Source organism: Haloarcula rubra, from assembly GCF_019599465.1.
GTDB lineage: Archaea > Halobacteriota > Halobacteria > Halobacteriales > Haloarculaceae > Haloarcula > Haloarcula rubra.
In genome coordinates, this window is sequence record NZ_RKLR01000001.1 from 45891 (window position 1) to 70096 (window position 24206).

The window sequence follows — 24206 nt, forward strand, 5'->3', positions numbered from 1 at the left end:
CTACGCATCGTCGAACACCTCCAAACGGTACTGTTTCGCGGGGTTCTTGTGCTGGAGCAGTTCCATCAGTTCGCTCTCGCCGCCCTGCCGGACGCGCTGGCGCTCGCGCTCGATGGTGTCCAGCGCGTCGTGGACGCGCTCGCCGAACAGTTCTTCGAGGTACTCCCGGGGGATGCGCTCGACGTCGACCGTCTCCCCCTCGTCGGTGTGCTGTGGCGGTGCGTAGGGCGGGATGTAGTAGACGTTCGGCTGGGTCTGGAACTCGGGATGCAGCGGCAGGGCTACCTCGTACTCCTCGACGAGTTTGTAGATGGGACCTGCCTCGTCGTCGAGGAACCCGACCAACCGGAGCTGTGGCGGGCACTCCTCCGCGCAGGCCGGCGCGTACGTCTCGCCGTCGGGGCCCTCCCCCTCCAGCCGGGGGTAACAGAAGATGCACTTCTCGGACTGCTTCGAGACGGTGTTGTAGTACACCTTCTTGTAGGGACACCCCTCGACGCAGTAGCGGTAGCCCCGACACCGGTCCTGGTCGACGAGGACGATGCCGTCCTCCGCGCGCTTGTAGATGGCCGAACGCGGGCAGGCCTCGACGCAGGAGGGGTGGGTGCAGTGGTTGCAGATGCGCGGGAGGTAGAAGTAGTAGCTGTTGGGGTACTCGCCGGCCCCCTGGTCCTCGTCCCAGTTGGGGCCCCACTCCGCGCCCTCGCGTGGGCGTAGGGGTTCGTCACTTCCCTCGTACATGATTTCGGAGTGGTTGAACTCCCAGGGGCGGCCGTACTCCTCCTCGGACGGAATCTCGCCGGTCTCGCGTTCCGAGTGTTCGCCGGACTTCCAGCCGCCGCCGGAGTCCTCCCAGCCACGGGGGTACCCCTCGCCGGGTTTGGTCTCGACGTTGTTCCAGTACATGTACTCGCGGCCACCGCCCTCCGTCCAGAGGGACTTACAGGCGATGGTACAGGTCTGACAGCCGATGCACTTGTTCAGGTCCATCACCATCGCGACCTGATGGTCGACGCCGTCGGCGACGTTGACGTGCGTGTCCTCACTGCCGTCCTGTTGTTCGTTCTGACTACTCATTGACCGTCACCCCCGGTGGGGCGGACGTCCACGTTGACGTCGCTGTTGACCCCGGTCGGCCCCCAGTAGTTCGGGAAGAAGTACAGGTGCTCCCCGGTGTCCTCGGGGTACTGCACCAACTGGGTCGGCTTCATGTACATCGGGACGAGCGTGTTGAAGTTGTCGTCGTCCGGGTACTGGAACTTCTCCCACGCGAAGTACTGGCGGGCCGTCCCGGGTTCGCTGGACGGGTAGATTTTGGCCTGCACCTCCACGCTCCCGAGGTCGTTGAACACCTCGACGGTGTCGCCGTCCTCGATACCTCGTTCCTCGGCGTCGTCGGGGTTGAGGTAGACGACGGGTTCGCCCCGCTGGAGGCGGAGCATCTTCTCGCTGTCGCGCCACGTCGAGTGGATGGACCACCGGCCGTGGGGCGTGTTGTACGACAGCGGGTAGTCCCCGCCGGTATTCTCCGGTCCCTGCTTGTGGGTCGGCAGTTCCTCGCCCAGTTCGAGGAACCAGTCGTGGTCGACGTAGTACTGCTGGCGACCGGTGAAGGTGGGCCACGGCTCCTTGTCCTGTACGTAGCTCTGCCACGGGACGTACGCCTCGCCGTCCTCGATGTCCGAGGTCCAGTGGTCGCCCGCGGCGAGCAACCGCTGGGGCTGTTCCTCGGTGTCGGCGAAGGTTATCTGCTCGTCGGAGTCGCTGGGGTTGGACTCCTCGGAGTGTTCGAGGATGAACTCGGAGGCCGCGCGGCCCTCCTCCAGTGCGCCCTCCTCGCCGGTCTCCCAGTCGCGGACGTAGTCGTCGTAGATGGTGGTGAGGTCGATGGTGCGGTCGAACTTGCGGTCCTCGACGGGGGAGACACCGCGCGCTTTGGCCCGTTCCTGTATCTTCTCGGAGAGCAGGCGGAATATCTCCCAGTCGGTCTTGGCCTCGCCCAGCGGTTCGACGGCGGGCGTGAACGGGTGCACGTAGGTGTGCATGTCCGTCATGTTCAGGTCGTACTTCTCGTAGTGGCTCGCGGCCGGGAGGACGATGTCGGAGTACATCGCCGTCGAGTCCATCCGGAAGTTGATGTCGACGACGAGGTCCAGTTTGGGCCACAACTGCTCCTCGACGGCGACGTTGCCCTTGGCCTGATTGAAGAAGTTACCCCGCCAGACGAACATGGTCGAGGGGTCGGGCCGACTGCCGTCGTCGCGCTCCTCGGGGTACAGCGGCATCCACCCCTCGTCGATGGACTGCTGTATCTTCTCGGCGGTGTCGGGGTCGGTGTTCTCCAGAATCCCCGCGTGGTAGTAGGTCCACAGCGTCGTCGGCACGCCGCGGACGCTCCCGGTCGGGAACGAGAGGACCTTCCAGCCGTGGAACGTCCATATCTTCTCCTGACCGACGTAGTGGTCGAGACCGGTGCCGGGTTCGCCGAGGTTGCCCGTCAGGGTGACGAGCAACTGGATGGCGCGGTTGCCGAGGTCGTTGTGGTACCAGTCGTTGACGCCCTTACCGTGGATTATCTTGGCGGCGTCGGCCTCGGCGAACTCGCGGGCGACCCGCTGGTAGGTGCTCTCGCCGACGCCGGTCTCCTCGTGGACGTACTCGGGCGTGTACTGGGCGAGTTCGTCTCGCAGGTTCTCCCAGACCGAGCGGACCCGCACTTCGCCGTCGTCGGTCTGGACGGCCCGCTCGACGCCCAACTGCGGGTCGAAGTCGAGTTCGATGCTCGCCGACGGGTCGTGCTGGCCGTCGCGTTCGCCGAGGGACCCCGGCGCTCGTCGGAGATTCCCGTCGTCGTCGACCATCACGAACACCTTCTCGGGGTCGTCGGCGTCCCCGGCGAGGCCGACCTCGCTGGCCCGGAGGAACTTCCCGGTGTCCTCTCGGACGAGCAGGGGCATGTCGGTCTGCTCTTTGAGGTGTGCCTCGTCGTACAGCCCTCGGTCGACGATGGTCTGGGCCATCCCCAGCGCGAGGGCGGTGTCGCTCCCGCCGTGGGGCGAGAGCCACTCGTCCGTGTGGATGGCCGTCTGCGAGTAGTCGGTGAAGACGCCGACGCGTTTGGTGCCGTCGTAGCCCGCGTCGAGGAAGTACTTCGCGTCGGGGATACGCGTGACGTTGATGTTCGACCCCCACGCGATGATGTAGTCGGCGTTGTGCCAGTCGGCGGACTCGGCGTTGTCCGTCTGGGTCCCCCACGTGATAGGCTGGCCCGGCGGCAGGTCGGAGTACCAGTCGTAGAAGGAGTGGGAGACGCCGCCGAGCAGGTTGATGAGCCGGCTACCGCTGGCGAAGGAGACGGGGCTCATGGCCGGAATCGGGGTGAACCCGGAGATGGCGTCGTACCGGCCCGCCTGCACCTCGTCGATGACGTGGTCGGCTATCTCGGTCAGCGCCTCGTCCCAACTGATGCGCTCCCACTGGCCCTCGCCGCGTTCGCCGGTGCGACGGAGCGGATGCAGGACGCGCTGGTCGGCGTTGACGTAGTCGGTGTAGCAGGCCCCCTTCTGGCAGCCACGCGGGTTCGGGTCCGGGAGGCTCTCGTCGAAGGTCGGGTAGTCGCCGGCCTGCTCCTCGCGCCACACCTGTCCGTCCTTGACGAAGACGTTCCACGAGCACGAACCGGTGCAGTTGACGCTGTGGGTCGACCGGGCGATTGAGTCCCAGTCCCACTCCTCGCGGTAGAAGTCCTCCCAGTCGCGATACGGGTAGTTGCCGATGGGGTCGTCGACGGCTTCCAGTCCCTGCATGCCGTCGTCGGCAAAGGAGAGGCCGGTCGCCCCCAGCAGCGAGGCGGCGCCGAGGCCGCGCACGAAGTCGCGTCTACTGATTCCGGAACTGTCCGTCGCGTCGTCGGTGGGGTCGTGTCTACTCATGGGTGAGGAATACGGTCGCAGTCGCGCAGGCGACGCCGGCGAGGGCGAGGACCAGGCCGGTCGGGGTCGACCCGCCGGCCTCCAGTCCGCCGGCGACGAGTGCGACGCCGAGCAGTTTGCTCGTCGCGTCCAGCAGGCGATACTGGCGGGCGGAGAGGGTCGCGAGGTCAGTCATCGGAGTCACCTCCGTCGGTCTCTACGGGCGGGTCGTCGGGCCCGCCGTCGGCGGCCACACCCTGCTCGTCGGCCGGGGTCTCGCCGTCGCCGTCCCGGAGCAGGAGGTAGGTCAGACCACCGAAGAGCGGCGGGACGAGCAACAGCGCGGCTTGTAGGATTGGGTTGACGACGCCGGTGGTCGTTCCCAGCACCTGGTCGGCGAGGATGTTGTTCATCCCGGCGATGGAGGCTATCATGACGAAGGCGACGGCGGCGACGCCGACGCCGGTCTGCCACGGCCGCCGAAGCGGGTCGACGGTGAAGTGGGTCGGTTCGGGCGTCCGGTCGATGAACGGCCAGAGGGCGACGGCACCGAACACCAGTCCGGGGAGGACGATGCCGCCGATGAACTCGCCGCTGACGTGGACGGGGCCGACGCTGAAACTCGCCCACGTCGGCAAGAGCTTCAGGAACCCGTACACCCACATCAGGAACCAATCGGGCATGATGAGTTCGGGCGTGCTCGCGGGGTCGTTCGGCCCGTAGTGAGCGATGTTGTGGACCGGGAGGAGGCCCGCGAGCGCCGACAGCGTCGCCGCCGTCAGGAAGAACACGACGGCGGAGACGGCGGCCTGATTCGGGAAGGCGGGCAGGCCGACGATGACGCTGTCGTCGTCCTCGTCGACGGTCTGCTCGCCCATCGTCAGGTCGTCGTCCCGCGGTGCTTCGGTGTGTTTCTGGCGTATCAGGATGGCCATGTGGACGGCTAATCCGACGGCGATGGCCGCCGGGATGACGAGGACGTGCAGGAAGTACAGGCGCGGAATCGTCGCGCTACTCGGGAACTCGCCGCCGAATATCACCTGCCCGAAGAAGTCCCCGACCAGCGGCACCGAGATAGTGAGGTTGTAGCCGATGCTGGTCGCGGTGGCGGCGAACTCGTCGAACGGGAGCGCGTAGCCCGTGTACGCCGCGCCCATCGCCAGCGCCGCGAGTCCCGTGCCGACTATCCAGTTCGGTTCCCGCGGGTTGCGGTACGCCCCGGTGAAGAACACCCGTAACATGTGCAACCCGATGGAGGCCACGAACAGGTGGGCCGCCCAGTGGTGGAGGCGGCGGATGAACATCCCGAAGGGGACGTCGTAGGTGATGTGCAGCACCGAGACGAACGCTTCGGGCATCTCCTCGCCCTGGAACTTCTGGACGCTGCCGTCGTACTCGACGTCGGACGTGGAGGGTTCGAAGAAGAACCCGAGGAAGACGCCCGAGAGGACCAGCAGGAGGAAACAGAACAGCGCCACCTCCCCGAGCAGGAACGAGTCCTCGGCCGGGAACGCCTTCCCGAGGAACGTCTGTGCGTCCTCGACGTCCAGACGCGTGTCGAACCAGTCGTAGAGCTCTCTCGCGCGAGACATTCACCCACCTCCGGGGCCGATGGGGCCCTCGAAGTCGCCGGTGGCGACGAGGAAGCCGTCGCTCGTGACGGTGATTGGCAGTTGTGGGAGCGGCCGTCCCGGCGGGCCGTCGGTCACCGCGGCGCCCTGCAACGGGTCGAACTTCCCGAAGTGACACGGGCAGACGAGCAGGTTGCCGTCCTCGTTGGCGACCATGCACCCGGCGTGAGTGCACACCTTCGAGAACGCGGCGTACCCGCTGACGGTGTACCCCATCTCGATGTCGCCGCCGTACTCGGACTCGGGGTAGCGCACCAACAGCGTGGGCGCGTCCTCGATGCCGGGCCGTGGCTCCGGGAAGACGGTCATCTTCTCGCCCTCCGAGAGTCGGTTCTCGCGGATGCGCTCGCCCTCGCTGTCGACGAGATGGACGCCGTCGGAGTAGACGGGGCCCTCGTAACTGCGCTCGAACACCTGCGTGGTGCTGGCGAGCGGAGCCGTGAGGCTGGCGACGGCGGTCAGGCCGCCGACGCTGGCGAGGAACTTCGCGAAGTCCCGGCGGCGCAGTTCCGCCCGCGCGTCGCCGTACAGCGTCGGCGACACGGCGGGGGCGTCGCTACACGGACAGTCGTCGGCGTCGTCGCTGTCGTCGTCCGGTTTCGGGTAGTCCATGGGTCAGTGCCCCCTGAGTTCGGCGACTTCGATGTGTGGCATGAACCAGGCGTAGTACGCGACGGTCGAGAGCGCCAGCGAGACGAACATCCCCGTGGCGTAGAGGCCGAAGTACTGCGTCCGCGCCAGCGTGAGGTACTCGCCGGTGAACAGCGCCGCGAACACGATAGCGAGTACCGTCAGGCCGCCCATCGCCACGAGGCCCTCGATGGCGTCCGAGGCGTCGTGGTACTCGACGACCCAGCGCGTCTCGGTGTCGAGCCACGGGAGCGAGACAGTGCCCCCGTCGGCCACCGTCTCGGCGTCGTCCGGGGGCCGCACCGCCCGGTTCATGAACTGGTGGACGGCCGCCAGGACGCCGACGAGGGCGAACAGCGCCACCCAGACGATGACGCCCACCTGACTGGGTGAGAGTTTGTTCGGGGTGTCGACGAACCCCTGCAGCGGCCGCTGTTCGGTGACGCTCTCGTCGATGGCTATCTCTTCGGACGGTGGCTCCCCGTGGAGGGCGACGAACCACATCGGGAGCAGTACCGCCGTTATCAGCAGGCCGATGAGTATCGTGTTGCGTCTCATGGTTGCGGTCCACACTCACCCGGCGGAGGCCGGACGAGTGGTTCGCGTGTTCGGCCATTCACGAACCATCTCCCTGAACCACGAGCCAGACATCTTAGGTGCTTTATCAGGGCTCTTGTACCACGAACATATTCGGGGTCAGCTATAACCGGGCCATCGGGCGAATTCGACCGTATGCCCGACCGTGTCCTCGCCGAAGTGGAAGTGTTCGCCCCGCGGTCGTGTTACGTCGCTCCCAACGCCGACGACGAGTGGCACGTCACCGAAGTCTCGCGGAGCGCGCTCGGTGGTGCGGACGGGGAAGTGGTCGAAGAGTTCACGCTGGCGGGCGAGGACGCCGGGACGCCGCCCGCCGAGTCGAACGACGCCGTCGAAGCGGTGTTCGCCTACGACCACGAACGCGTCTACCGGTTCGCTCGCCCGGCCGACCAGGGGTGCGTCTGCGAACGCATCGAGAGCGCCGGGTGTGTGGTACAGTCGGTCGACGCCGACGAGGATTCGATGGTCGTCACGTTCCTCGTCGAAGACATCGCGACGCTCCGCGCGGTCGTCGAGGACCTGCGGGACGAGGGCGACAGTATCAATCTCCGCCGACTCGTCGAGAGCGCCGAGAGCGACGGTGGCGGCCGGCCGGCGGTGCTCGACCGTGATACCCTGACGGACCGGCAGAACGAGGTACTGGAACGGGCCTACGAGATGGGGTACTTCGAGCATCCACGGGACGCGACCGCGGGCGAGGTGGCCGACGCCCTTGGCATCGCCACGACGACGTTCACCGAACATCTGGCCGCCGCCCAGCGGAAACTGTTGGACGACTTGCTCGGGGCCTGACCCCGACCGTTTACTGCCGCCGAGCGAGTGATACGGGTATGGACCACGACGCGGACGGACACGACGAGGAGCATCAGCACCACGGCAACGGGGACGACCACGACGACCACCACGCACACGACGCGGAGGCCGTCGCCTTCGCGGTGGTGACCGTCTCCTCCTCGCGGACGCTGGACGAGGACCCCGGTGGCGACGCCATCGAGTCGGCCCTCGAAGCGGCGGGCCACGACGTCGTCGACCGGTCGCTCGTGGCCGACGACGCGGCGGCCATCGCCGACGCCGTCGCCGCGGCCATGGACGACGGTGCCGACGTGGTGGTGACGACAGGTGGGACGGGACTGACCGACGACGACGTGACTGTCGCTGCCGTCGGTGCGCTGTTCGACCGCGAGATTCCCGGGTTCGGCGAACTGTTCCGGTGGCTCTCCTACGAGGAAGTCGGGCCGATGGCGATGGCGTCGCGGGCGACGGCCGGCGTCGTCGACGACCGACTGGTGTTCTGTCTCCCCGGCAGCGAGAACGCCGCTCGGATGGGGAGCGAGGAGCTAATCGCGCCCGCCGTGGGTCACCTCCTCGGACTCGTCAGGCGCTGACCGTCGCAGACCCGCACGGTTTTGGGCGGCGTCGCGCTATCGTTGAGTATGCCCGACGAGTTCACACACGTCGACGAGGACGGGGATGCACAGATGGTCGACGTCGGCGAGAAGGCCGACAGCCAGCGCCGCGCGGTCGCGCGCGGCGAGATTCGCCTCTCGGAGAGCACGCTCGACGCCATCGCCGCCGACGAGGTGGAGAAAGGCGACGTGCTGACGACGGCCCGTATCGGCGCGATTCAGGCCGTCAAACACACGTGGGAGACGATTCCGATGTGTCACCAGATTCCCATCACGAACGTCGAGACGGGGTTCGAGGTGGGCGAGGAGGGTGTCGAACTGACCGTCGCCGTCGAGACGGTGGGCAAGACCGGCTGTGAGATGGAGGCCCTAGAGGGCGTGACGACGGGTCTGAACGTCGTCTGGGACATGGTGAAAGCCAACGAGAAAGACGCGGACGGCGAGTACCCGACCGCCGCTATCGAGGACGTGCGCGTCGTCGAGAAGTCGGTCGAGCGGGCCGAGTGAGTTACGCGTCGGTCGCGTTGCCGCCGGTCGTCGTCTCGTCGGTGTAGCGCACCTCGGTCTCCGAGGCGACGGGCTGGATGATGTAGCCAGTGTTACCCTTCTTGACGGGCGTGAAGTCGGCGACGAAGTGGGTCCGCTCGTCCGCCCGTATCTCGAACGACTGGTTGAACTTCAGTGGTGCCTCACCGGGCGTCGTCACGTTCGCGTCGCTGCCGTCGGAGAGCGTACCCTCGACGCCGGTGACGTCGAGCTGTAGGAACTCGTACTCGCCCGTCTCGACGGACTCCTCGCCGACGAGTTGGGACTTCTCGCCCTGCAGTTCCGTCAGGTCGGCCTCCTGTGGCTCGTCGAACTCGACGTACTCACGGCCGTCGTCCTCGCCGTCACCGGTCGACGTGTCCGTCGTCTCCTCGCTCGCTGGCTTGACCCACAGGCCGGCCATGGTGACGACACAGGAGTCGAAGTCGCCGATGTCGCCGGGTTGGTCGCTGACGCTCGTCGCGAGCGTGCCGGTCGCCGTTCCGCCGCCGGAACAGCCAGCCAGCAAGCCAGTCGCGAGGAGCGTCCCAGTACCACTCAGGTAGGTTCGTCGGTCCATACGCTAGTGTCTGGAGTCCCCAGTATCGGGCTGGTGGCCAACTAGTAAGGTGTGGTTCGGAGTGACTCGGTGGCGTGTCGCGGTCGCGTCTGACCCGACGGTCGAGGGAAGACCGGTGTAACCATCGGAAACACATAGGTGGCCGCCGTCACAACGTGTATCCATGCACGTCCTCGGTATCGCCGGCCACTCGGACACCGGCAAGACGACGCTGGTCGAGCGACTCGTAGAGCGCTGTTCGGCGTCCGGGTCGGTCGCGACGGTCAAGCACTGTACCCATTCGCCCGACGTCGACACGGACGGGAAAGATTCCGCGCGACACCGCGACGCAGGCGCGAGCCAGACGGTCGCAGTGACCGACGACGGCGAGTGGTTCGCGACCGGCGACGCCCACACGCTGACCGACACGCTCGACGGCCTCGCACCGGACTACGACTACGCCTTCGTCGAGGGGTTCGGCGACGCGGCGATTCCGAAAGTCGTCCTCGGCGACCGGGAGGCGGCCGACCCGGTCCTCCACCGGGCCGAGAGCGGCGAGCAGACGGACGTCGACGCCGTCCTCGACGCCCTCCACGAGCGAGACCCGTACGTCACGCTCGAAACGCTCGTCGAGGAGGTCAAGCGCTCGCCCGACGAGGACCGAGCGGGTGCCATCGCGACGTTCACGGGCCGCGTCCGCGCGAAGGAGAGCGCGGACGACCGGCCCACGGAGTTTCTGGAGTTCGAACGCTACGACGAGGTGGCCGCCCAGCGGATGGCCGAGTTACGGACGGACCTCGAAGCCCGCGACGGCGTCCACGCGGTCCGCTTGCACCACAAGACCGGCGTGGTCGACGCGGGCGAGGACATCGTCTTCGTGGTGATTCTCGCGGGCCACCGCGGCGAGGCGTTCCGGGCCGTCGAGGACGGCATCAACCGCCTCAAGGAGGAAGTACCGCTGTTCAAGAAGGAAGTGACCGTGGACGACGAGTTCTGGGCCCACGAGCGGGACTGCTAGCGCCACGGCGTCGCCCGCAGTCCGTGGACCACGAGCAGGGTCCCCAGCGCGACGCTCAACAGGACCACGGCGACCGGGAGCGCCGCGTCGAGGCCGCTAGAGATAAACGACGCCCAAATCTGGACCGGCAGAGTCCGTGGGTAGTACGCGAGCATCATCGTCGCGCCGAACTCGCCCATAGCGCGAGCGAACGTGAGGACGAGACCGGCGAGGATGCCCGGTTTGGCGAGCGGAATCGTCACCGAACGCATCGTCTCGGGCCAACTGCGGCCGAGCGAGCGGGCGGCCTCCTCGAAGTGACTGTCGACGCCGTCGAAGGCCGCCTTCACCGTGACGACGAAGAACGGCGCGGCGACGAACGTCTGGGCCGCGACGACGCCGACCAGCGAGCGCGTCAGGCGGAGGTCGGTGAGGCCGCCCAGCCCCTCCGGTCCGACGACGGTCAGGAGGAGCATCCCGCTGACGACCGGTGGCAGGACGAGGGGGAGGACCACGACGCCCAGCGCCACCGTGGCGAGGACGTGGTCGCTCCGCGAGAGCCAGTAGGCCAGCGGGAGGCCGAAGACGAACGCCAGCGTCGTACTCGACAGCGCCGCGAGCAGGGAGGTGGTCGCGGCGTCGACGACGTAGCCGGAGGCGAGATCCGCCAGCGCCGTCGGGGAGTACGTGACGACGAGGACGGCCACCGGGACCACGAAGTACAGCAGCAGGACGGCACCGAGAACCGGCACCAGATGCCGGAGTTCGAGCGCGCCGTTCCGCGTGACCGTCTCAGCCTCGGAGACCGTTCGGGACATCGCCCTCCATGCGTGGGTACTGGTCGCGGACGAGGAACCCGTGGTCACGGAGCCACGCGCCCGCGAGTAGCGTCTCGAACACCCGTCTCGTCTCCGCGTCGTCGGCCCGGCGCGTCGCGGCGTACTCGATGGGCGCGCCGCGGGCGACGGTCCCGTCGGGGAGTTCGTACTGGACGTCGGCGTAGCTGTCGGCGTAGGCCGGGTCGCCGAGGTTGACCGCCGGCGGCAGTTCGCGGAAGGGGTAGTCGCGCTCGACGGCCATGCTCCGGTAGACGAACGCGGCGTCGATGCTCCCCGTCTCGAACTGCGCCAGCAGTTGCGTCTCGGGGTAACGCTGGTCCGGCGACAGCACCGACGCCGCGAAGCCCGGGTCGTCACGCCGTCGAGCGGCCAGTTCGAGCGCGAAGATGGTCCGGTAGCCCAGCGGGTCCAGGTCCGGGTCGGTCCGACCCAGCGAGACGTCCGCCCGGCCCAGCGGCGCCGTCCACGACTCCGCCTCGGCGACGCGACGGCCGCCGGGCGTCTCGGGGTTGTACGCCAGCACGAGTTCGTTGCTCGCCACGATGGCGTACCACGGCGCCGACAGCAACCGCTCGAACAGTTCGGGGTCCGCGAGCGCCAGCACGTGCGGGTCCCGCTTCCCGTCGGCGACCAACCGCGCGGCGTGGACGGAGCCGTGCGCTTCGACGGCCAGTTCTGGGCGCGTCGTCGTCTGGAGCGTCTCGCTCGCGGCGGCCTGCAGACTGCCGGCCACGAGCGCTCGGACGCGCGACTGCCCGACGGCGCCACAGCCCGCGATACCGGCGGCGACACCGCTCCCGAGCAGGCCGAGGAAGCGCCGCCGATGGCAGGCCGTCATCGTTCCGTGCTTCGGCGTTCGGCCACTTGCTTGTTCGGATGGGTACCAACAATTGGCGGTGTTTTATGCCGACGGTAGTTTTATAACTAAGTGATATAACTAGGTTATCCGATGACGCAACTGGCAGCCGCCCGACGTGGCACCGTCACCGAAGCGATGGAGCGAGTCGCAGAGCGGGAGCAGTGTGCGCCCGAGTTCGTCCGTCAGCAGGTGGCCGACGGACGGGCCGTGATTCCGGCCAACGTCGGCCACGACGCGCTGGACCCGATGGTAATCGGTCGCGAGTTCGGGACCAAAGTCAACGCGAACATCGGCAACAGCGAGGAGACGGGCGACGTCGACGGCGAACTGGAGAAACTCCACACCGCCGTCCACTACGGCGCCGACACCGTGATGGACCTCTCGACGGGTGCGAACCTCGACGCCATTCGTGAGGCCAACGTCGAACACTCGCCGGTGCCGATAGGGACCGTCCCCATCTACGAGGCGGTCAAGCGGGTCGACGACGTGGCCGACGTCACGCACGAACTACTGCTCGACGTCGTCGAGAAGCAGGCCGAACAGGGCGTCGACTACATGACCATCCACGCGGGCGTCCTGCTGGAGCACCTGCCGCTGACCGACGGCCGGACGACCGGCATCGTCTCGCGCGGCGGGTCCATCCTCGCCCAGTGGATAGAGGAGCGAGGGATGCAGAACCCGCTGTACACGACGTTCGAGGAGATATGCGAACTGTTCCGCGAGTACGACGTGACGTTCAGTCTCGGCGACGGCCTCCGTCCGGGGTGTCTGGCCGACGCCGGCGACGACGCCCAGTTCGCGGAACTGGACACGCTCGGCGACCTCACGCGGACGGCGTGGGAACACGACGTGCAGGTGATGGTCGAGGGTCCCGGCCACGTCCCGATGGACCAGATTGCCGACCAGGTCGAACGGCAACAGGACGTCTGTGACGGCGCGCCCTTCTACGTGCTGGGACCGCTGGTGACCGACGTCGCACCGGGGTACGACCACATCACCAGCGCCATCGGGGCGACCGAGGCGGCCCGAGCCGGCGCGGCGATGCTCTGCTACGTCACGCCCAAGGAGCATCTTGGACTGCCAGACCGCGAGGACGTGCGCGACGGCCTCGCGGCGTATCGCGTCGCCGCTCACGCCGCCGACGTAGCGAACGGCCGGGAGGGCGCTCGCGACTGGGACGACGCGCTCTCAGAGGCCCGCTACGCCTTCGACTGGGCCGAGCAGTTCGAGTTGGCGTTAGACCCCGACCGCGCCCGGTCCTACCACGACCAGACGCTCCCCGGCGACAACTACAAGGAGGCTCGCTTCTGCTCGATGTGCGGCGTCGACTTCTGCTCGATGCGCATCGACCAAGACGCCCGGGAGGCGGGCGAGATGGCGACCATCGCGTCCGAGGACGAGGAGCGCACGGACCTCTCGACGTCGGTGGCCGCCGAGGTGAACCGCCCGCCGGTCGGCACGCACGAGAGCACGCCTGTCGACGAGGCTACCACGGCCGACGACGACTGACGCCAGTCCGGCGATAGTTCTTTGTGAGTGTGTCGCGTACTACGAAACGATGTCGAAGAAGGTACTCGCCGTCGTCGCTATCGTCGCCCTCGCACTGGTCTACTTCGCCAAGAAGTAACGACAGAGGGTCCCCACTAGTACAGCCTACGACCACCCTTTTCAGAACCCTTACCCCGGCCAGTGACCAACGGGACTCCATGTACGGCGTCGTCACGCGCAACGAGGAGGAGACCGAGTGGTCGGAGTTCGACCGGGCGTTCTACGAGGTCAAGGACGTCACCGGCCGGGCCGTCGAACCGATTCCCGGCGCGGTGAACATGGTGTCGTGTTTCGGGGACAACGCCGTCGAGAGCGAGCAAGACCTGCTGGCGTTCGACGACGAGGGCACCGCCGCCACGCGGAACGAACCGTACTTCGACTGGACGTACGTCTGCCCGACCCACGAACGCTATCGGGAAGGGTTGCTGGACATCGTCGAAGAGGCCGCCGAGGTCAACGAGGACGTCCGTCTGGACGACGTGGGCTTTCCCCGCGACGAGTACTGCCACTGCGACCGGTGCGAACGGAAGTTCGCCGACAGCGAGTTCGAGGACTGGGCAGCGTGGCGGACGAACGTCATCACCTCCTTCGTCGCCGACGCCCGCGAGCGAGTGCCCGGCGACCTCTATCTCACGCTGTACCCCGACCCCTATCCGGGCCACCTTGAATCGCGGACCGGCGTCGACGTGGACGCTATCGACGAGTACGTCGACGAGTTCGTCGTCCCCATCTACGACATGGCCTACTCGACGACGTACTGGCTGGAGATTCTCGCGAAGGGGTTCGTCGACCGACTCGACACCCAGTTCAGCATCGAACTGTACGCCGTCGACGTCGACATCGACGACCTCGCGAAGGCCGTCAAGGTGGCCGCCGAGTACGGCCACACCGTCCTCTTCGGCTACGACGCCAGCAACGCCCGCGCGACGGTCCGTCGACTCGACGCCGACGCACGCGAGGGGCAGTCGTTCGGCCCCGAGTGACCGACGGTAGTCGGCAGATGCTTTTTTCCGTCCGACGCGTGTCGTGTCTGATATGAAAGCACGAATCAAGCGAACCGTCAGTCGCGCGAAGTACGCCGCAATCGGTGGCGCCGTCGGGGGCGCACTGGGCGGCCTGATAGGGCGAAACGCCGCGAGTACGGCCGCCGGCCTCGGTGCCTTCGTCGGCGCTATCGTCGGCGAGAAGTGGGCGTCGGCCGCGCCGATGGTCGAGAAGGCCAAATCGAGAGTCCCGAAGAAACAGCGGCCGGACGTGACCGAGGACGAGGCGTAACTTCTCCGCCTGATTTTTGCACTGTCCGCCGAAGCCGCGGTGTGCGTCAGTCGAACCGTCGGTCACGCCAGCGCAGAATCTCGTCGCGGTCCCGCGTGTCCGCTGGCAACTCGTCGAACCACCGGGCCGCGCTTATCTCGTGGTCGGGGTCGTCGACGACGGCGGTCGTCGTCTCGGCACGCGCCTCGAAGACCGGCAGGACGCCCCACGTGCTGTTGCCGTCACAGTGGAACTCCACCCGGCCGAGCATCCCCAGTCCCTCGATAGTCGCCTCGATACCGCCTTCCTCGCCGAGTTCGCGGAGTGCGGCCTCGCGGAACGTCTCGCCGCCGTCGAGTTCGCCACCCGGGAGGACCCACTTACCGACGCCCTCATGGCGGACCAAGAGGAGGTCGCCGGAGGGGCGGTACGTCAGCGTGTGGGCACCGTAGGGTGCGCCGTGGTCGCGGGCGTCCTCGGCGACGGACCGAAACCGCGGTCGGGGGACCCGCCGGTGGCGCGTGAACTCGACGAAGTCGTCGTGTCGCTCCGTCAGGTCGTGGTAAGTCTGCTCGGCCTGCTGGCTGGCGACGTCGGCGAGGTACCACAGGTCGTCGACGGTGGTCATCTGTGGTCGCTGGAGGGGACGTGTCTGCCGCACGGGGACAGCGACTGGAGAGGCGTAGACGAACCGGTCATAGCCAGAGGTACGCGTGAGATTCACTATAACCCTTCGACACCTGTCCGGACACGGGACGTTCGACATCGACAGCGGCCGTCGGGGCGAATCAGTCCCTTTTTGACCGGGCACCCAGTACCGCCGGGCATGGCATTCGAAGAAGACGACAGCGTCATTCTCCACGACGAGCACAGCGACTACGACGGGCAGGAAGGCACCATCACACAGGTCGTCGAGACGATGTTCGGCGACGCCAACTACACCGTCTCCTTCGAGGACGGCCAGGAGCAGGGCGTCCCCGAAGACAACCTCGAAGCGGCCGAGGAGTAAGGCCCAGATGTCGTCGGTGCCGTTCCACTACGTCGACCTCCGGACGTTCTGTTACGCCACGGAGGACGAGAGACGCGTCGCCGAAGCCCTGCGTACGTTCCTCCCGGAGGACTGGGAGCTAGAGCGGACGGAGAGCGAGGGCCACTACGGCGACCGTATCGTCGTCCTCTCGGCCCGCGTCGAGAACGCCGACGACGTGCGCCACGTCCTCTCGCAGGTGGCGACCCTCGACGACATCGACGACGTGCGGGCGGAACTAGACGACAGGGTCGACGACAACTGCTCGTTCTTTCTCACCTTCGACAAACAGGCCGCCTTCGGCGGCGAGGTCCGCCGAGGCGACGGTATCACCCTGCGGGCCAAAGTCGAGGCCTACCCCGCGAAGCGGGAGAAGGCGGTCGCTAACGCCCGCGACCTGCTCGACGAACTGTGATGTACGAGGCCGTCCACGCGCACCCGGACGGCGACAGTACCGTCGCCAGACAGGCGCTCACCGCGGCCGACTACGGCTTCGACGGTGTCGTCGTCCGCAACCACGGCGACGAACCCGCCGACTACGACGCCGAGGCCGTCGCCGAGGCGTACGGTATCGACGTCGTCGAGGGCGTGGAGGTCCGGGCGGACACCCCCTCGCAGGCCAGCGGCCTCGTCGGGAACCACCGCTCGAAACACACCGTCGTCGTCGTCCACGGCGGCGACCGAGCCATCAATCGGTTCGCCGTCGAGAACCCGGCCGTCGACGTCCTCGCGCACCCGATGCGGGGCGACGGCGACTTCAACCACGTCCTCGCGAACGCCGCGGCCGACAACGGCGTCCGCGTCGAGTTCTCGCTGCGTCAGGTGCTGGGCGACAGCGGCGGGAGTCGGGTCCGGGCCTTGGGAGACCTGCGGAAACTGCGCGAACTCGTCGCCGACGCGGACGCTCCCTACGTCGTCTCCGCCGACCCCCGGAGCCACCTCGAACTCCGGGCCCCGCGCGAACTCGTCGCGCTCGGGGAGGCCATCGGGTTCACCGGCGACCAGATGCGTGAGGGCCTCGAAGCGTGGAGCCGCCTCGCCGAACGGAACCGCCGAGTGACCGACGACTCGTTCGTCGAACCCGGCGTCCGGCTAGACGAGGACGACGGCTGACTCTGTCGGCCGGTCGAACTATCGGGAGCATTTTTTACGGGGCGGTACTCGGCGGGAACACGACAGAGACGCGGCCGACGTTCGGTGCGCTCGTCCTCGCGTCGCTGGCGGGGGTCGTCGGTACGAAGTACCTGCTCGGCGGCGCACTGGCACTGATAACTGGGTCGGCGAACGGTTCGATGCTGGTGGCGGACTCCGTCGCGCTGACAGTCGGGTGCGGCGTCCTGCTGGCCGTCGTCGCCGGCGGTCTGGACTCGCTACGCCGCCTTTGCGGTATTCGGTCTCGTGGTCGGTCTCAGCGGCCCGACCGTCTTGGCCGGGAACTCGATAGTGGTCGCCGAGACCGTCGGGCTGGTGGCCGCCGTGGTCTATCTGGCGGTCCGGAACCCGGTGGACCGAATCGCGGACCCGGCCGTGGCGTCCGACGACAGCGCCAGTCGGTTCGGGTCGACGCTGCGCTGACCGGCGCCGACACCGCACCGTTCTTTACGCCGATACGCGAACGACAGGTATGGGACAGTCACTGACGGAGGGAGGCCGATGAAACACCTCCCGAAACACCTCCAGCCACGGTGGCGTTACCTCGCCGTCGAACTGGAGACGTGGCCCGACGCCGACGTGGACCGCCGGGCGTTCCAGCGCGAGGTGTGGTACGCCACGCAGAACTTGCTGGGCGACACCGGCAGTGCCGACGTCGACGCGACGGTCCTCCGGTTCGAACACGACGACGGAACCGGACACGCCATCGTCCGCGTCCGCCGGAACCACACCGACGCGGCCCGCGCGGCGCTGGCCTGTATCGACGCCGTCGACGGGGCCCCGGTGGGCTTGCGCGTGACGGGCACGAGCGGGACCGTGCGCGCCTGTGAAGAAAAATATATACGCGGGCCGGCGGAACCGTTCGGACAGAGACACGTCGTGTTCGAGAACGCAGAACGGAGCGCCCTCGCCCGTCAGAAGCGAGTCGACGTGCGCACCGACCACTCGTTCGTGGGCGCGACAGACCTCGATTTCCGATAACTATGCAGGGACAAAATCAACAGCAGGCGTACGACCGCGGGATTACTATCTTCTCTCCGGACGGACGTCTCTATCAGGTAGAGTACGCCCGCGAAGCGGTCAAGCGGGGTACCGCGAGCATCGGCATCCGGACCAGCGACGGCGTGGTGCTGGCCGTCGACAAGCGCATCCGCTCGCCGCTGATGGAGCGCTCCTCCGTCGAGAAGATTCACAAGGCCGACGACCACATCGGCATCGCCTCGGCCGGCCACGTCGCCGACGCCCGACAGCTCATCGACTTCGCCCGCCGACAGGCGCAGGTCAACCAGCTCCGGTACGGCGAACCGGTCGGCGTCGAGACGCTCACCAAGGAGATTACGGACTACATCCAGCAGTACACGCAGGTCGGTGGCGCTCGGCCGTTCGGCGTCGCACTCATCATCGCCGGTATCGCCAACGGCGAACCCCGCCTCTACGAGACGGACCCGTCGGGGACGCCCTACGAGTGGAAGGCCCTCGCAGTGGGCGCCGACCGCGGCGAAATCCGGGACTACCTCGAAGCCAACTACGACGAGGAGATGGACCTAGACGCCGGTGTCGACCTCGCACTCGCGGCGCTGGCGTCGGTCAACGACGGCGGCCTCTCGCCGGAGGGCATCGGCATCGCCGTCATCGACGTCGAGACAGAGCAGTTCCGCGAACTCTCCGACGAGGAGAAAGAGAGCCACCTCGTCGAGGCGGACCTACTCGCCAGCGAGGACGACGCGGCGGACGAACCCGACGAAGACGAAGAGTAAGTCCCGACGACGCGCCCGCTTTCTGGCTCCCAGCGGGTTCCAGCCACTGCGTGACCGCCCGACGCAGTAAGGCCTTTAACTAACCCACCGTTACCGACAGGTATGATATCGCTTGACGAGGCGGTGACGGCGCGCCTCGAGACCCACGGACAGCGGTTCGAGGTACTGGTCGACCCCGACGCCGCCCTCGCCATCAAACGCGGGGAGTTCGACGGCGAGCTAGAGGACGTCATCGCCGCCGAGGACGTCTTCGAGAACGCCTCGCGCGGCGACCGACCGCCGGAAGAGAGTCTGGAGGAAGTGTTCGGGACGACGGAACCGATGGAGATTATCCCGGAGGTCATCAAGCGGGGCGAGATACAGATAACGGCAGAACAGCGCCGGGAGATGCAGGAACAGAAACACAAGCAACTCGTCCAGCGCATCACCCGCAACGCCGTCAACCCCCAGATGGACGACGCACCGCACCCGCCCGAACGCATCGAGTCGGCGCTGGAGGAGACGGACTTCCGCGTCGACCCGATGGAGCCAGTCGAGACGCAGGTCGACGACGCGCTGGACGCCCTGCGGCCGGTCATCCCCATCCGGTTCGACGAGATAACGGTCGCCGTGCAGGTCCCCGCCGAGTACGCGGGGAGCGCGCAAGCGAAGATTCGCCAGTTCGGCGACTTAGAGCGCGAGGAGTGGCAGGCCGACGGGTCGTGGGTCGGTGTGTTGACGTTCCCGGCGGGGATGCAGAACGACTTCTACGACGTGGTCAACGAGAACACGAGCGGCGAGGCCGAGACGCGCATCATCAAGGACGAAGACGACATCAGTACTCGCGGATAGCCAGCGGTTCCGACGAGGAGACCGAGGAGTCGCGAGCTATCCCTTCTTGAAGCCGACGAGGAACCCGCCGGTGAACCCGGCGCTGACGGGGAGCGCCGAGAGAATCGACATGAGCCACGACGGTGGCTGTCCGGCCGCGGCGTCCGTCGCTCCGCTGGTCGCGTTCTGTGCGGCCCCGCCGATTGCCTGCCAGTTGACTTCGAGTATCCCGCGCGTCTCGAGGAACTTGAACAGGGCCAGTTCGAGGCCGACGATGACCGCGATGAGTTTCGCGACCTTCTTGGCGGCGAAACCGATGATGCCGCCGATGAGGCCCCCGGCCCCGAACTCCAGTCCCATCTGCTGGAGACCGAACCCGTCCATCTGGAGAGCAAACTCTACCATACCGGATACCAGACTGTCGTATTTTAAATCCTTTGTGCTAACAGCGGTGCCGTCCCCGACTCCTCGGCCCCACCCCGCAGATTAAATAACCGGACGGCGTAGTAACAGCCGAGTGACGGCGACACACACCACGGACCGGGCGGTTGTCGCGAAACGGGTCGACAGTGGCACGGCCGACACCGAGGAGATACGCGACCTCGCGCGTGCCGCTGGCTACGAGGTGGTCGGCGAGATTACCCAGACTCGGACCGAGGACCCCGCCTACCACCTCGGCGAGGGCAAGGTCGTACGACTGGGGAACACCGTCGCCCGCGAACAGGCGACGACGGTCATCTTCGACAACCAGTTGGGGCCGTACCAGACGTACAACATCGGGAACGAACTCCCCGAGGGCGTCACGGTCATGGACCGGTTCCGCCTCATCATCGAGATATTCGGCCAGCGAGCCCAGACCCGGAAGGCCCAGTTGCAGGTCGAACTGGCCGAACTGCGCTACGAACTGCCCCGGGCCGAAGCGAAGGCGAGTCTCGCGAAACGCGACGAACGCCCCGGGTTCATGGGGCTGGGCGAGTACGACGAGAGCCGCGAAGAGGACATCAAGAAGCAGATATCCAACATCCGCGACGAGTTGGCGTCCATCGAGGAGACGGAGCAACACCGGCGCGAACAGCGTCGGGAGTCCGGATTCGACCTCGTCGCGCTGGCCGGGTACACGAACGCCGGGAAGTCGACGCTGTTACGGCGTCTCGCCGACGACCTCGACGTCGACGAGAACGAGGACCTCCACCCCGACCTCGACACGACCGCCGAGAGCGAGGACCGGCTGTTCACGACGCTCGGAACGACGACGCGCCGCGCGGAGGTGGGGAAACGCGAGGTGCTGGTGACCGACACCGTCGGCTTCATCCAGAACCTCCCCCACTGGCTGGTCGAGTCGTTCAAGTCCACACTGGACTCGGTGTACCGGGCCGACCTCGTCTTGCTCGTGGTCGACGTCTCGGAGTCCGTCGAGGAGATACGCGAGAAACTGGTGACGAGCCACGACACGCTGTACGAGCGCAACGAGGCCCCCATCGTCACGGTGCTGAACAAGACGGACAAGGTCGACGACGAGGAGGTCGCCCGCAAGCGCGCGGCGCTCTCGAAACTCGCACCCAACCCCGTGGCCGTCAGCGGCAAAGAGGGGCTGAACATCGACGAGTTGGCCGCCCGCATCGACGAGGAACTCCCCGACTACCAGCACGAGCGGCTCGTCCTGCCCATGACCGATGAGACGATGAGCGTCGTCTCGTGGATTCACGACCACGCCCACGTCGAGACGGTGGACTACGGCGACGAGGTGGTCATCGAGTTCGAAGCGAGGCCGGCCATCGTCGAGCAGTCCCGTGCGAAAGCCGGTGACCTGGTGGGCGCGTCAGCCTGACGACGCGTTTCGGTCGCGCTCACGGATGTTCTCGTCGAGGAAGCGGAGCGTCTTCGTCCACGCGTCTCGCGTCGCGTTCGGGTGGAAACTCTCACCGCTCGGGTTGGCGAAGGCGTGGGAGGCACCCTCGTAGACGTGTATCTCCTTCTCGACACCGAGGCGGGCCAGCGTTCGGTCGAACTCGCGGACGGTCTCGATACCTACGACCTGGTCTTCGGACCCGAAGATGCCCAGCACCGGCCCGTCGATACGCTGTAGCGTCGTCTCGTTCGTCGTCAGGGTCCCGTAGTAGACGACCGTCGCGTTCAGGTCGGCGTCGCTCAGGCTCAACTGGAGGCTCTGGCCGCCGCCGAAACACCAGCCCAGACTGGCGACACGTCGGGTCGTGTCCGACCGGTTTCGGAGGCCAGCGGTCGCACGGCTCATCTTCGTCACGGCTTCGTCGGGGTTGTTCCGCACTTCGCCCGACAGTTCGGCGGCGTACGATGAGTTGGTCGCCACGCGCCCGTCGTAGAGGTCGACGGCGAAGACGACGTAGCCGTGGCCGGCGAGGATGTCGGCCATGTGCCTGATGTTCTCGTTGAGGCCCCACCACTCGTGGATCATGACGACGGCGGGGTAGGTCCCGTTGCCGGCCGGTCGGGCCAGATACCCCGGCGTCCCGTTTATCGTGGTGTTCGTCGCCGTTATGGCCGAGAGGTTCTCGGCGCCGAATATCTCGGCGTTCGACCCCGAGGTGACCACTCGACAGGTACCGTTCTTCTCGATTGCGCCCGGCTGACACCCCATGTGTGGCGTCTGTGTGTAGGATGCTTCCGCGCTAGTCGGCTGGGGGATCGGTGTCTCCGTCGCCGTACTCGTCTCGGTCGGTGTCGTCTCACCGCTCTGAGAGAGGCCGGCACAACCGCTCAGGACGACCAGCACTGCGACCACCACCGCGAGCGAACTGGAGCGCATGGTCTACCCAGAAGGGCAGTTCGTGTAAATCGATTGTTACTAGTTGTCTCGCAGATAGATTCGCGCCGCGAGGCGACGGGAACGAGCGACCGCACACTGCCGGTAAGGTTTCGAAACTGCCGTCAGTCGTCGGCGTCGGCCGACCACAGCGCCGGTGGCACCGCGTCGAGGAGGTCGGTCGCGACCAGTCCGTACCCCCGTTCGTCGACGACAGCGTCGCCAGCGCCGCCGACGGCGTAGGCCGCGATGCTCGCGGCGTGGCGCGGTTCCTGCACGCACGCCAGCGCGCCGGTGACGCCCGCTAACACGTCGCCGGTGCCGCCGACGGTCATCCCGGGGTTGCCGGTACGGTTGACGCGGGTCCGTTCGCCGTCGGAGACGACGTCGTACGGACCTTTCACGAGGAGCGTGTGGCCGAGGTCGGCCGCGAACGACTCCACGAGGTCCGCGCGTTCGCGCCAGTCGTCGCTCGTCTCGCCGCCCATCCCGACGAGTTCCTCCTGATGGGGCGTACAGACGAGGTCGGCGTCGGTGTCTACGTCCGGGACCACCGAGAGCGCGTCTGCGTCGACGACGGCCGTGCCGTCGAATCGTTCGAGGAGGGCTGCGACGGCTTCGAGGGTCGCGTCGGCGTCGCCCAGTCCCGGCCCGAGGACGAGCGTGTCGTGGTCGGCCGCGAGGTCGGCGAGTCGGTCGACGTGCGGCGGTGCGAGCACGTCTCCGTCGTACGGGCGGACGATGAGGTTCTCGCTGTACCCCTGGATCTCGCGGGCGACGGGTTCCGGTGCGGCGACCCGAACGAGGTCGGCACCGCCGCGCAGCGCCGCCTGTGCGGAGAGGGCCGGCGCGCCGGTGTAGGGGCCACCACCGACCACCAGTACCTCCCCGTTGTCGCCCTTGTGACTCGCCGGGTCCCGCGTCAGTCGCCGGAGGTCGCCCCGTTCGACGAACAGTTCGGCGGCCTCGGGGATGCCGATGTCGGCGACGGTGACGCCCGCGTCGAGGTCCGACAGGCCCGGTTTCGTGTCGTGGAACGTGACGACGTGGTCGGCGTCGACGGCGTTGTCGGCGAGGGTGCCGTCCGCGGCGTCCAGACCGGACGGCACGTCCACCGAGAGGACCGTCGCGTCGCTCGCGGTCATCGCCGCCGCGGCGGTGGCTTCGGGTTCGCGGAGCGCCCCGCTGATGCCGGTCCCCAGCATCGCGTCGACGACGAGGTCAGGGTCGCCGAGGGCGAACTGGGACGCGTCGCCGACCTGTTCAGTCGGGTACTCGGCGGACTGGAGGGCGTCCCAGTTCTCGCGGGCGATGTCGGTCGTGATCGTCTCGGGACGGCCGAGCAGGAGAACCCGCAGGTCGTAGTCGTCGAGGAACCGGGCCGCGACGAGTGCGTCGCCGCCGTTGTTGCCGCGACCGGCGACGACGGTGACGCTGGCACCGGTGTCGGCGTGGGCCCGGACCGCCTGCGCGACGGCGTTGCCCGAGGACTCCATCAACTGCTTGCGCGGCACGCCCAGCGCCGCCGCGTTCTCGTCGACGACGCCCATCTCTGAGCCAGTGAGCATGCGTAGCGGTTCGCCCGCCTCCGTGGTAACGGTACGGGACCAGCGGCGCGGGCGCCTACCAGCGGACCTCGAACCCGTCTAGCCCCTCGGGTGCTTCCTCGTTGACCTCGACGTCGGTGACGTTGGCTCTGGTGCTGCCCTCGTGACAGTACTCGACCATCGCGTCGACGGCCTCCGGGTCGCCCTCGAAGACGGCCTCGACCCGGCCGTCGTCGAGGTTCTTCACCCAGCCGTCGACCCCCTGCTCTCTTGCGGTATCCCGCGTCGTCGCCCGGTAGTAGACGCCCTGCACCCGGCCGGAGACGAAGACGTGGACTCGCTTGCGAGACATGCGAGACACTCCCGCCGGCGGCT

29 protein-coding genes are annotated in these 24206 nt (G+C 67.3%); 15 read left to right on the forward strand and 14 right to left on the reverse strand.

The genetic code is table 11. From position 1 onward, the window contains the following. Genes narH through EGH21_RS00275 form a run of 6 tightly spaced genes read right to left on the reverse strand, consistent with a single transcriptional unit; the run spans nucleotide 1 to nucleotide 6730 of the window. Nucleotides 1-1077: a nitrate reductase subunit beta gene (gene narH, locus EGH21_RS00250; RefSeq protein WP_220616471.1), complete on the reverse strand. Its 1077-nt coding sequence runs from the start codon at nucleotides 1075-1077 to the stop codon at nucleotides 1-3. Next, the gene (narG, locus tag EGH21_RS00255) at nucleotides 1074-3932 is read right to left on the reverse strand and encodes a nitrate reductase subunit alpha (protein ID WP_220616472.1); all 2859 of its coding nucleotides are present in this window, start codon (nucleotides 3930-3932) and stop codon (nucleotides 1074-1076) included. Before narG ends, narH begins: the two co-directional genes overlap by 4 nt. Further along, nucleotides 3925-4107: a DUF8120 family protein gene (locus EGH21_RS00260; RefSeq protein ID WP_220616473.1), complete on the reverse strand. Its 183-nt coding sequence runs from the start codon at nucleotides 4105-4107 to the stop codon at nucleotides 3925-3927. The genes narG and EGH21_RS00260 overlap by 8 nt, the downstream gene beginning before the upstream one ends. Next, complete coding sequence (locus tag EGH21_RS00265; protein ID WP_220616474.1) at nucleotides 4100-5503, reverse strand: cytochrome b; 1404 nt, start codon at nucleotides 5501-5503, stop codon at nucleotides 4100-4102. The genes EGH21_RS00260 and EGH21_RS00265 overlap by 8 nt, the downstream gene beginning before the upstream one ends. Beyond that, complete coding sequence (locus tag EGH21_RS00270; RefSeq protein ID WP_220616475.1) at nucleotides 5504-6154, reverse strand: QcrA and Rieske domain-containing protein; 651 nt, start codon at nucleotides 6152-6154, stop codon at nucleotides 5504-5506. A 3-nt stretch (nucleotides 6155-6157) separates the two neighbouring features. Beyond that, nucleotides 6158-6730, reverse strand: coding sequence for a hypothetical protein (locus EGH21_RS00275; RefSeq protein ID WP_220616476.1), 573 nt, complete (start codon nucleotides 6728-6730; stop codon nucleotides 6158-6160). A 174-nt stretch (nucleotides 6731-6904) separates the two neighbouring features. On the opposite strand from EGH21_RS00275, the gene EGH21_RS00280 reads away from it, so the two are divergent. From EGH21_RS00280 to moaC, 3 genes are read left to right on the forward strand one after another with little or no spacing between them, the layout of a single operon-like run. Next, complete coding sequence (locus EGH21_RS00280) at nucleotides 6905-7561, forward strand: helix-turn-helix domain-containing protein (protein ID WP_220616477.1); 657 nt, start codon at nucleotides 6905-6907, stop codon at nucleotides 7559-7561. Nucleotides 7562-7599: 38 nt separating this feature from the next. After that, nucleotides 7600-8154, forward strand: a complete 555-nt coding sequence (locus EGH21_RS00285) for a MogA/MoaB family molybdenum cofactor biosynthesis protein (protein WP_220616478.1) — start codon at nucleotides 7600-7602, stop codon at nucleotides 8152-8154. 48 nt (nucleotides 8155-8202) lie between these two features. After that, a complete protein-coding gene (gene moaC, locus EGH21_RS00290; protein WP_220616479.1) occupies nucleotides 8203-8682 on the forward strand; it encodes a cyclic pyranopterin monophosphate synthase MoaC in 480 nt (159 codons plus the stop codon). Nucleotide 8683: 1 nt separating this feature from the next. Here the strand turns inward: moaC and EGH21_RS00295 are convergent, their stop codons facing one another. After that, on the reverse strand, nucleotides 8684-9280 hold the full coding sequence (locus tag EGH21_RS00295; RefSeq protein ID WP_220616480.1) for a DUF4382 domain-containing protein: 597 nt from the start codon (nucleotides 9278-9280) through the stop codon (nucleotides 8684-8686). A 163-nt stretch (nucleotides 9281-9443) separates the two neighbouring features. On the opposite strand from EGH21_RS00295, the gene EGH21_RS00300 reads away from it, so the two are divergent. Beyond that, a complete protein-coding gene (locus EGH21_RS00300; protein WP_220616481.1) occupies nucleotides 9444-10277 on the forward strand; it encodes a molybdopterin synthase in 834 nt (277 codons plus the stop codon). Here EGH21_RS00300 and EGH21_RS00305 read toward each other — a convergent pair. Both EGH21_RS00305 and EGH21_RS00310 read right to left on the reverse strand, forming a co-directional pair. Continuing rightward, a complete protein-coding gene (locus EGH21_RS00305) occupies nucleotides 10274-11074 on the reverse strand; it encodes a molybdate ABC transporter permease subunit (RefSeq protein ID WP_220616482.1) in 801 nt (266 codons plus the stop codon). The genes EGH21_RS00300 and EGH21_RS00305 overlap by 4 nt on opposite strands. Further along, on the reverse strand, nucleotides 11049-11933 hold the full coding sequence (locus tag EGH21_RS00310; protein WP_220616483.1) for an extracellular solute-binding protein: 885 nt from the start codon (nucleotides 11931-11933) through the stop codon (nucleotides 11049-11051). Before EGH21_RS00310 ends, EGH21_RS00305 begins: the two co-directional genes overlap by 26 nt. 111 nt (nucleotides 11934-12044) lie before the next feature. Here EGH21_RS00310 and thiC point away from each other — a divergent pair, with 111 nt between their 5' ends. The 3 genes from thiC (at nucleotide 12045) to EGH21_RS00325 (ending at nucleotide 14777) form a co-directional block, all read left to right on the forward strand. Continuing rightward, nucleotides 12045-13463, forward strand: a complete 1419-nt coding sequence (gene thiC / locus EGH21_RS00315; protein WP_220616484.1) for a phosphomethylpyrimidine synthase ThiC — start codon at nucleotides 12045-12047, stop codon at nucleotides 13461-13463. Between the two features lie 197 nt (nucleotides 13464-13660). After that, nucleotides 13661-14485 carry a hypothetical protein gene (locus EGH21_RS00320; protein WP_220616485.1) on the forward strand — a complete coding sequence of 275 codons (825 nt, stop codon included), beginning with the start codon at nucleotides 13661-13663 and terminating at the stop codon, nucleotides 14483-14485. 52 nt (nucleotides 14486-14537) lie between these two features. Further along, the gene (locus EGH21_RS00325) at nucleotides 14538-14777 is read left to right on the forward strand and encodes a glycine zipper 2TM domain-containing protein (protein ID WP_220616486.1); all 240 of its coding nucleotides are present in this window, start codon (nucleotides 14538-14540) and stop codon (nucleotides 14775-14777) included. Between the two features lie 46 nt (nucleotides 14778-14823). Here the strand turns inward: EGH21_RS00325 and EGH21_RS00330 are convergent, their stop codons facing one another. Next, nucleotides 14824-15384, reverse strand: a complete 561-nt coding sequence (locus tag EGH21_RS00330) for an NUDIX hydrolase (protein ID WP_220617278.1) — start codon at nucleotides 15382-15384, stop codon at nucleotides 14824-14826. 198 nt (nucleotides 15385-15582) lie between these two features. On the opposite strand from EGH21_RS00330, the gene EGH21_RS00335 reads away from it, so the two are divergent. From EGH21_RS00335 to EGH21_RS00365, 7 genes are all read left to right on the forward strand, one after another. Next, the gene (locus tag EGH21_RS00335) at nucleotides 15583-15765 is read left to right on the forward strand and encodes a DUF1918 domain-containing protein (protein WP_166969410.1); all 183 of its coding nucleotides are present in this window, start codon (nucleotides 15583-15585) and stop codon (nucleotides 15763-15765) included. A 7-nt stretch (nucleotides 15766-15772) separates the two neighbouring features. Then, entirely contained in the window at nucleotides 15773-16198 is a 426-nt protein-coding gene (locus EGH21_RS00340) for an RNA-binding protein (RefSeq protein ID WP_220616487.1), read from the forward strand. After that, complete coding sequence (locus EGH21_RS00345; protein WP_220616488.1) at nucleotides 16198-16896, forward strand: RNase P subunit p30 family protein; 699 nt, start codon at nucleotides 16198-16200, stop codon at nucleotides 16894-16896. The genes EGH21_RS00340 and EGH21_RS00345 overlap by 1 nt, the downstream gene beginning before the upstream one ends. 285 nt (nucleotides 16897-17181) lie before the next feature. Beyond that, nucleotides 17182-17358, forward strand: a complete 177-nt coding sequence (locus EGH21_RS00350; protein WP_220616489.1) for a hypothetical protein — start codon at nucleotides 17182-17184, stop codon at nucleotides 17356-17358. A gap of 78 nt (nucleotides 17359-17436) precedes the next feature. Continuing rightward, nucleotides 17437-17916, forward strand: coding sequence for an Rpp14/Pop5 family protein (locus EGH21_RS00355; RefSeq protein WP_220616490.1), 480 nt, complete (start codon nucleotides 17437-17439; stop codon nucleotides 17914-17916). A gap of 2 nt (nucleotides 17917-17918) precedes the next feature. Further along, on the forward strand, nucleotides 17919-18692 hold the full coding sequence (psmA, locus tag EGH21_RS00360) for an archaeal proteasome endopeptidase complex subunit alpha (protein ID WP_220616491.1): 774 nt from the start codon (nucleotides 17919-17921) through the stop codon (nucleotides 18690-18692). A 102-nt stretch (nucleotides 18693-18794) separates the two neighbouring features. Then, nucleotides 18795-19523 carry a ribosome assembly factor SBDS gene (locus EGH21_RS00365; protein ID WP_220616492.1) on the forward strand — a complete coding sequence of 243 codons (729 nt, stop codon included), beginning with the start codon at nucleotides 18795-18797 and terminating at the stop codon, nucleotides 19521-19523. A 36-nt stretch (nucleotides 19524-19559) separates the two neighbouring features. Here the strand turns inward: EGH21_RS00365 and EGH21_RS00370 are convergent, their stop codons facing one another. Further along, nucleotides 19560-19907 (reverse strand): FUN14 domain-containing protein, encoded by a 348-nt coding sequence (locus tag EGH21_RS00370; protein WP_220616493.1) that lies wholly within the window; start codon nucleotides 19905-19907, stop codon nucleotides 19560-19562. A gap of 112 nt (nucleotides 19908-20019) precedes the next feature. Between EGH21_RS00370 and hflX the strand changes: the two genes are divergently transcribed. Continuing rightward, nucleotides 20020-21330: a GTPase HflX gene (hflX, locus tag EGH21_RS00375; protein WP_220616494.1), complete on the forward strand. Its 1311-nt coding sequence runs from the start codon at nucleotides 20020-20022 to the stop codon at nucleotides 21328-21330. Here hflX and EGH21_RS00380 read toward each other — a convergent pair. The 3 genes from EGH21_RS00380 to EGH21_RS00390 form a co-directional block, all read right to left on the reverse strand. Beyond that, a complete protein-coding gene (locus tag EGH21_RS00380) occupies nucleotides 21322-22287 on the reverse strand; it encodes a dienelactone hydrolase family protein (RefSeq protein WP_220616495.1) in 966 nt (321 codons plus the stop codon). The two genes, hflX and EGH21_RS00380, sit on opposite strands and share 9 nt — an antisense overlap. A gap of 122 nt (nucleotides 22288-22409) precedes the next feature. Continuing rightward, nucleotides 22410-23852 (reverse strand): NAD(P)H-hydrate dehydratase, encoded by a 1443-nt coding sequence (locus EGH21_RS00385; RefSeq protein WP_220616496.1) that lies wholly within the window; start codon nucleotides 23850-23852, stop codon nucleotides 22410-22412. A gap of 55 nt (nucleotides 23853-23907) precedes the next feature. Continuing rightward, nucleotides 23908-24183 carry an acylphosphatase gene (locus tag EGH21_RS00390; RefSeq protein WP_220616497.1) on the reverse strand — a complete coding sequence of 92 codons (276 nt, stop codon included), beginning with the start codon at nucleotides 24181-24183 and terminating at the stop codon, nucleotides 23908-23910. Between the last annotated feature and the right edge of the window lie 23 nt (nucleotides 24184-24206).

What these genes read in the sequence shown, in the direction of transcription:
- EGH21_RS00335 (WP_166969410.1), top strand. Translation starts at nt 15,583, where the DNA reads ATGGCATTCGAAGAAGACGACAGCGTCATTCTCCACGACGAGCACAGC.
- EGH21_RS00310 (WP_220616483.1), bottom strand. Translation starts at nt 11,933, where the DNA reads ATGACGGCCTGCCATCGGCGGCGCTTCCTCGGCCTGCTCGGGAGCGGT.
- EGH21_RS00365 (WP_220616492.1), top strand. Translation starts at nt 18,795, where the DNA reads ATGATATCGCTTGACGAGGCGGTGACGGCGCGCCTCGAGACCCACGGA.
- EGH21_RS00355 (WP_220616490.1), top strand. Translation starts at nt 17,437, where the DNA reads ATGAAACACCTCCCGAAACACCTCCAGCCACGGTGGCGTTACCTCGCC.
- EGH21_RS00285 (WP_220616478.1), top strand. Translation starts at nt 7,600, where the DNA reads ATGGACCACGACGCGGACGGACACGACGAGGAGCATCAGCACCACGGC.
- EGH21_RS00265 (WP_220616474.1), bottom strand. Translation starts at nt 5,503, where the DNA reads ATGTCTCGCGCGAGAGAGCTCTACGACTGGTTCGACACGCGTCTGGAC.
- thiC (WP_220616484.1), top strand. Translation starts at nt 12,045, where the DNA reads ATGACGCAACTGGCAGCCGCCCGACGTGGCACCGTCACCGAAGCGATG.
- EGH21_RS00385 (WP_220616496.1), bottom strand. Translation starts at nt 23,852, where the DNA reads ATGCTCACTGGCTCAGAGATGGGCGTCGTCGACGAGAACGCGGCGGCG.
- moaC (WP_220616479.1), top strand. Translation starts at nt 8,203, where the DNA reads ATGCCCGACGAGTTCACACACGTCGACGAGGACGGGGATGCACAGATG.
- EGH21_RS00380 (WP_220616495.1), bottom strand. Translation starts at nt 22,287, where the DNA reads ATGCGCTCCAGTTCGCTCGCGGTGGTGGTCGCAGTGCTGGTCGTCCTG.
- EGH21_RS00270 (WP_220616475.1), bottom strand. Translation starts at nt 6,154, where the DNA reads ATGGACTACCCGAAACCGGACGACGACAGCGACGACGCCGACGACTGT.
- EGH21_RS00280 (WP_220616477.1), top strand. Translation starts at nt 6,905, where the DNA reads ATGCCCGACCGTGTCCTCGCCGAAGTGGAAGTGTTCGCCCCGCGGTCG.
- EGH21_RS00305 (WP_220616482.1), bottom strand. Translation starts at nt 11,074, where the DNA reads ATGTCCCGAACGGTCTCCGAGGCTGAGACGGTCACGCGGAACGGCGCG.
- EGH21_RS00345 (WP_220616488.1), top strand. Translation starts at nt 16,198, where the DNA reads ATGTACGAGGCCGTCCACGCGCACCCGGACGGCGACAGTACCGTCGCC.
- EGH21_RS00295 (WP_220616480.1), bottom strand. Translation starts at nt 9,280, where the DNA reads ATGGACCGACGAACCTACCTGAGTGGTACTGGGACGCTCCTCGCGACT.
- EGH21_RS00330 (WP_220617278.1), bottom strand. Translation starts at nt 15,384, where the DNA reads ATGACCACCGTCGACGACCTGTGGTACCTCGCCGACGTCGCCAGCCAG.
- EGH21_RS00390 (WP_220616497.1), bottom strand. Translation starts at nt 24,183, where the DNA reads ATGTCTCGCAAGCGAGTCCACGTCTTCGTCTCCGGCCGGGTGCAGGGC.
- narG (WP_220616472.1), bottom strand. Translation starts at nt 3,932, where the DNA reads ATGAGTAGACACGACCCCACCGACGACGCGACGGACAGTTCCGGAATC.
- psmA (WP_220616491.1), top strand. Translation starts at nt 17,919, where the DNA reads ATGCAGGGACAAAATCAACAGCAGGCGTACGACCGCGGGATTACTATC.
- EGH21_RS00340 (WP_220616487.1), top strand. Translation starts at nt 15,773, where the DNA reads ATGTCGTCGGTGCCGTTCCACTACGTCGACCTCCGGACGTTCTGTTAC.
- EGH21_RS00320 (WP_220616485.1), top strand. Translation starts at nt 13,661, where the DNA reads ATGTACGGCGTCGTCACGCGCAACGAGGAGGAGACCGAGTGGTCGGAG.
- EGH21_RS00370 (WP_220616493.1), bottom strand. Translation starts at nt 19,907, where the DNA reads ATGGTAGAGTTTGCTCTCCAGATGGACGGGTTCGGTCTCCAGCAGATG.
- EGH21_RS00325 (WP_220616486.1), top strand. Translation starts at nt 14,538, where the DNA reads ATGAAAGCACGAATCAAGCGAACCGTCAGTCGCGCGAAGTACGCCGCA.
- EGH21_RS00300 (WP_220616481.1), top strand. Translation starts at nt 9,444, where the DNA reads ATGCACGTCCTCGGTATCGCCGGCCACTCGGACACCGGCAAGACGACG.
- EGH21_RS00275 (WP_220616476.1), bottom strand. Translation starts at nt 6,730, where the DNA reads ATGAGACGCAACACGATACTCATCGGCCTGCTGATAACGGCGGTACTG.
- EGH21_RS00260 (WP_220616473.1), bottom strand. Translation starts at nt 4,107, where the DNA reads ATGACTGACCTCGCGACCCTCTCCGCCCGCCAGTATCGCCTGCTGGAC.
- narH (WP_220616471.1), bottom strand. Translation starts at nt 1,077, where the DNA reads ATGAGTAGTCAGAACGAACAACAGGACGGCAGTGAGGACACGCACGTC.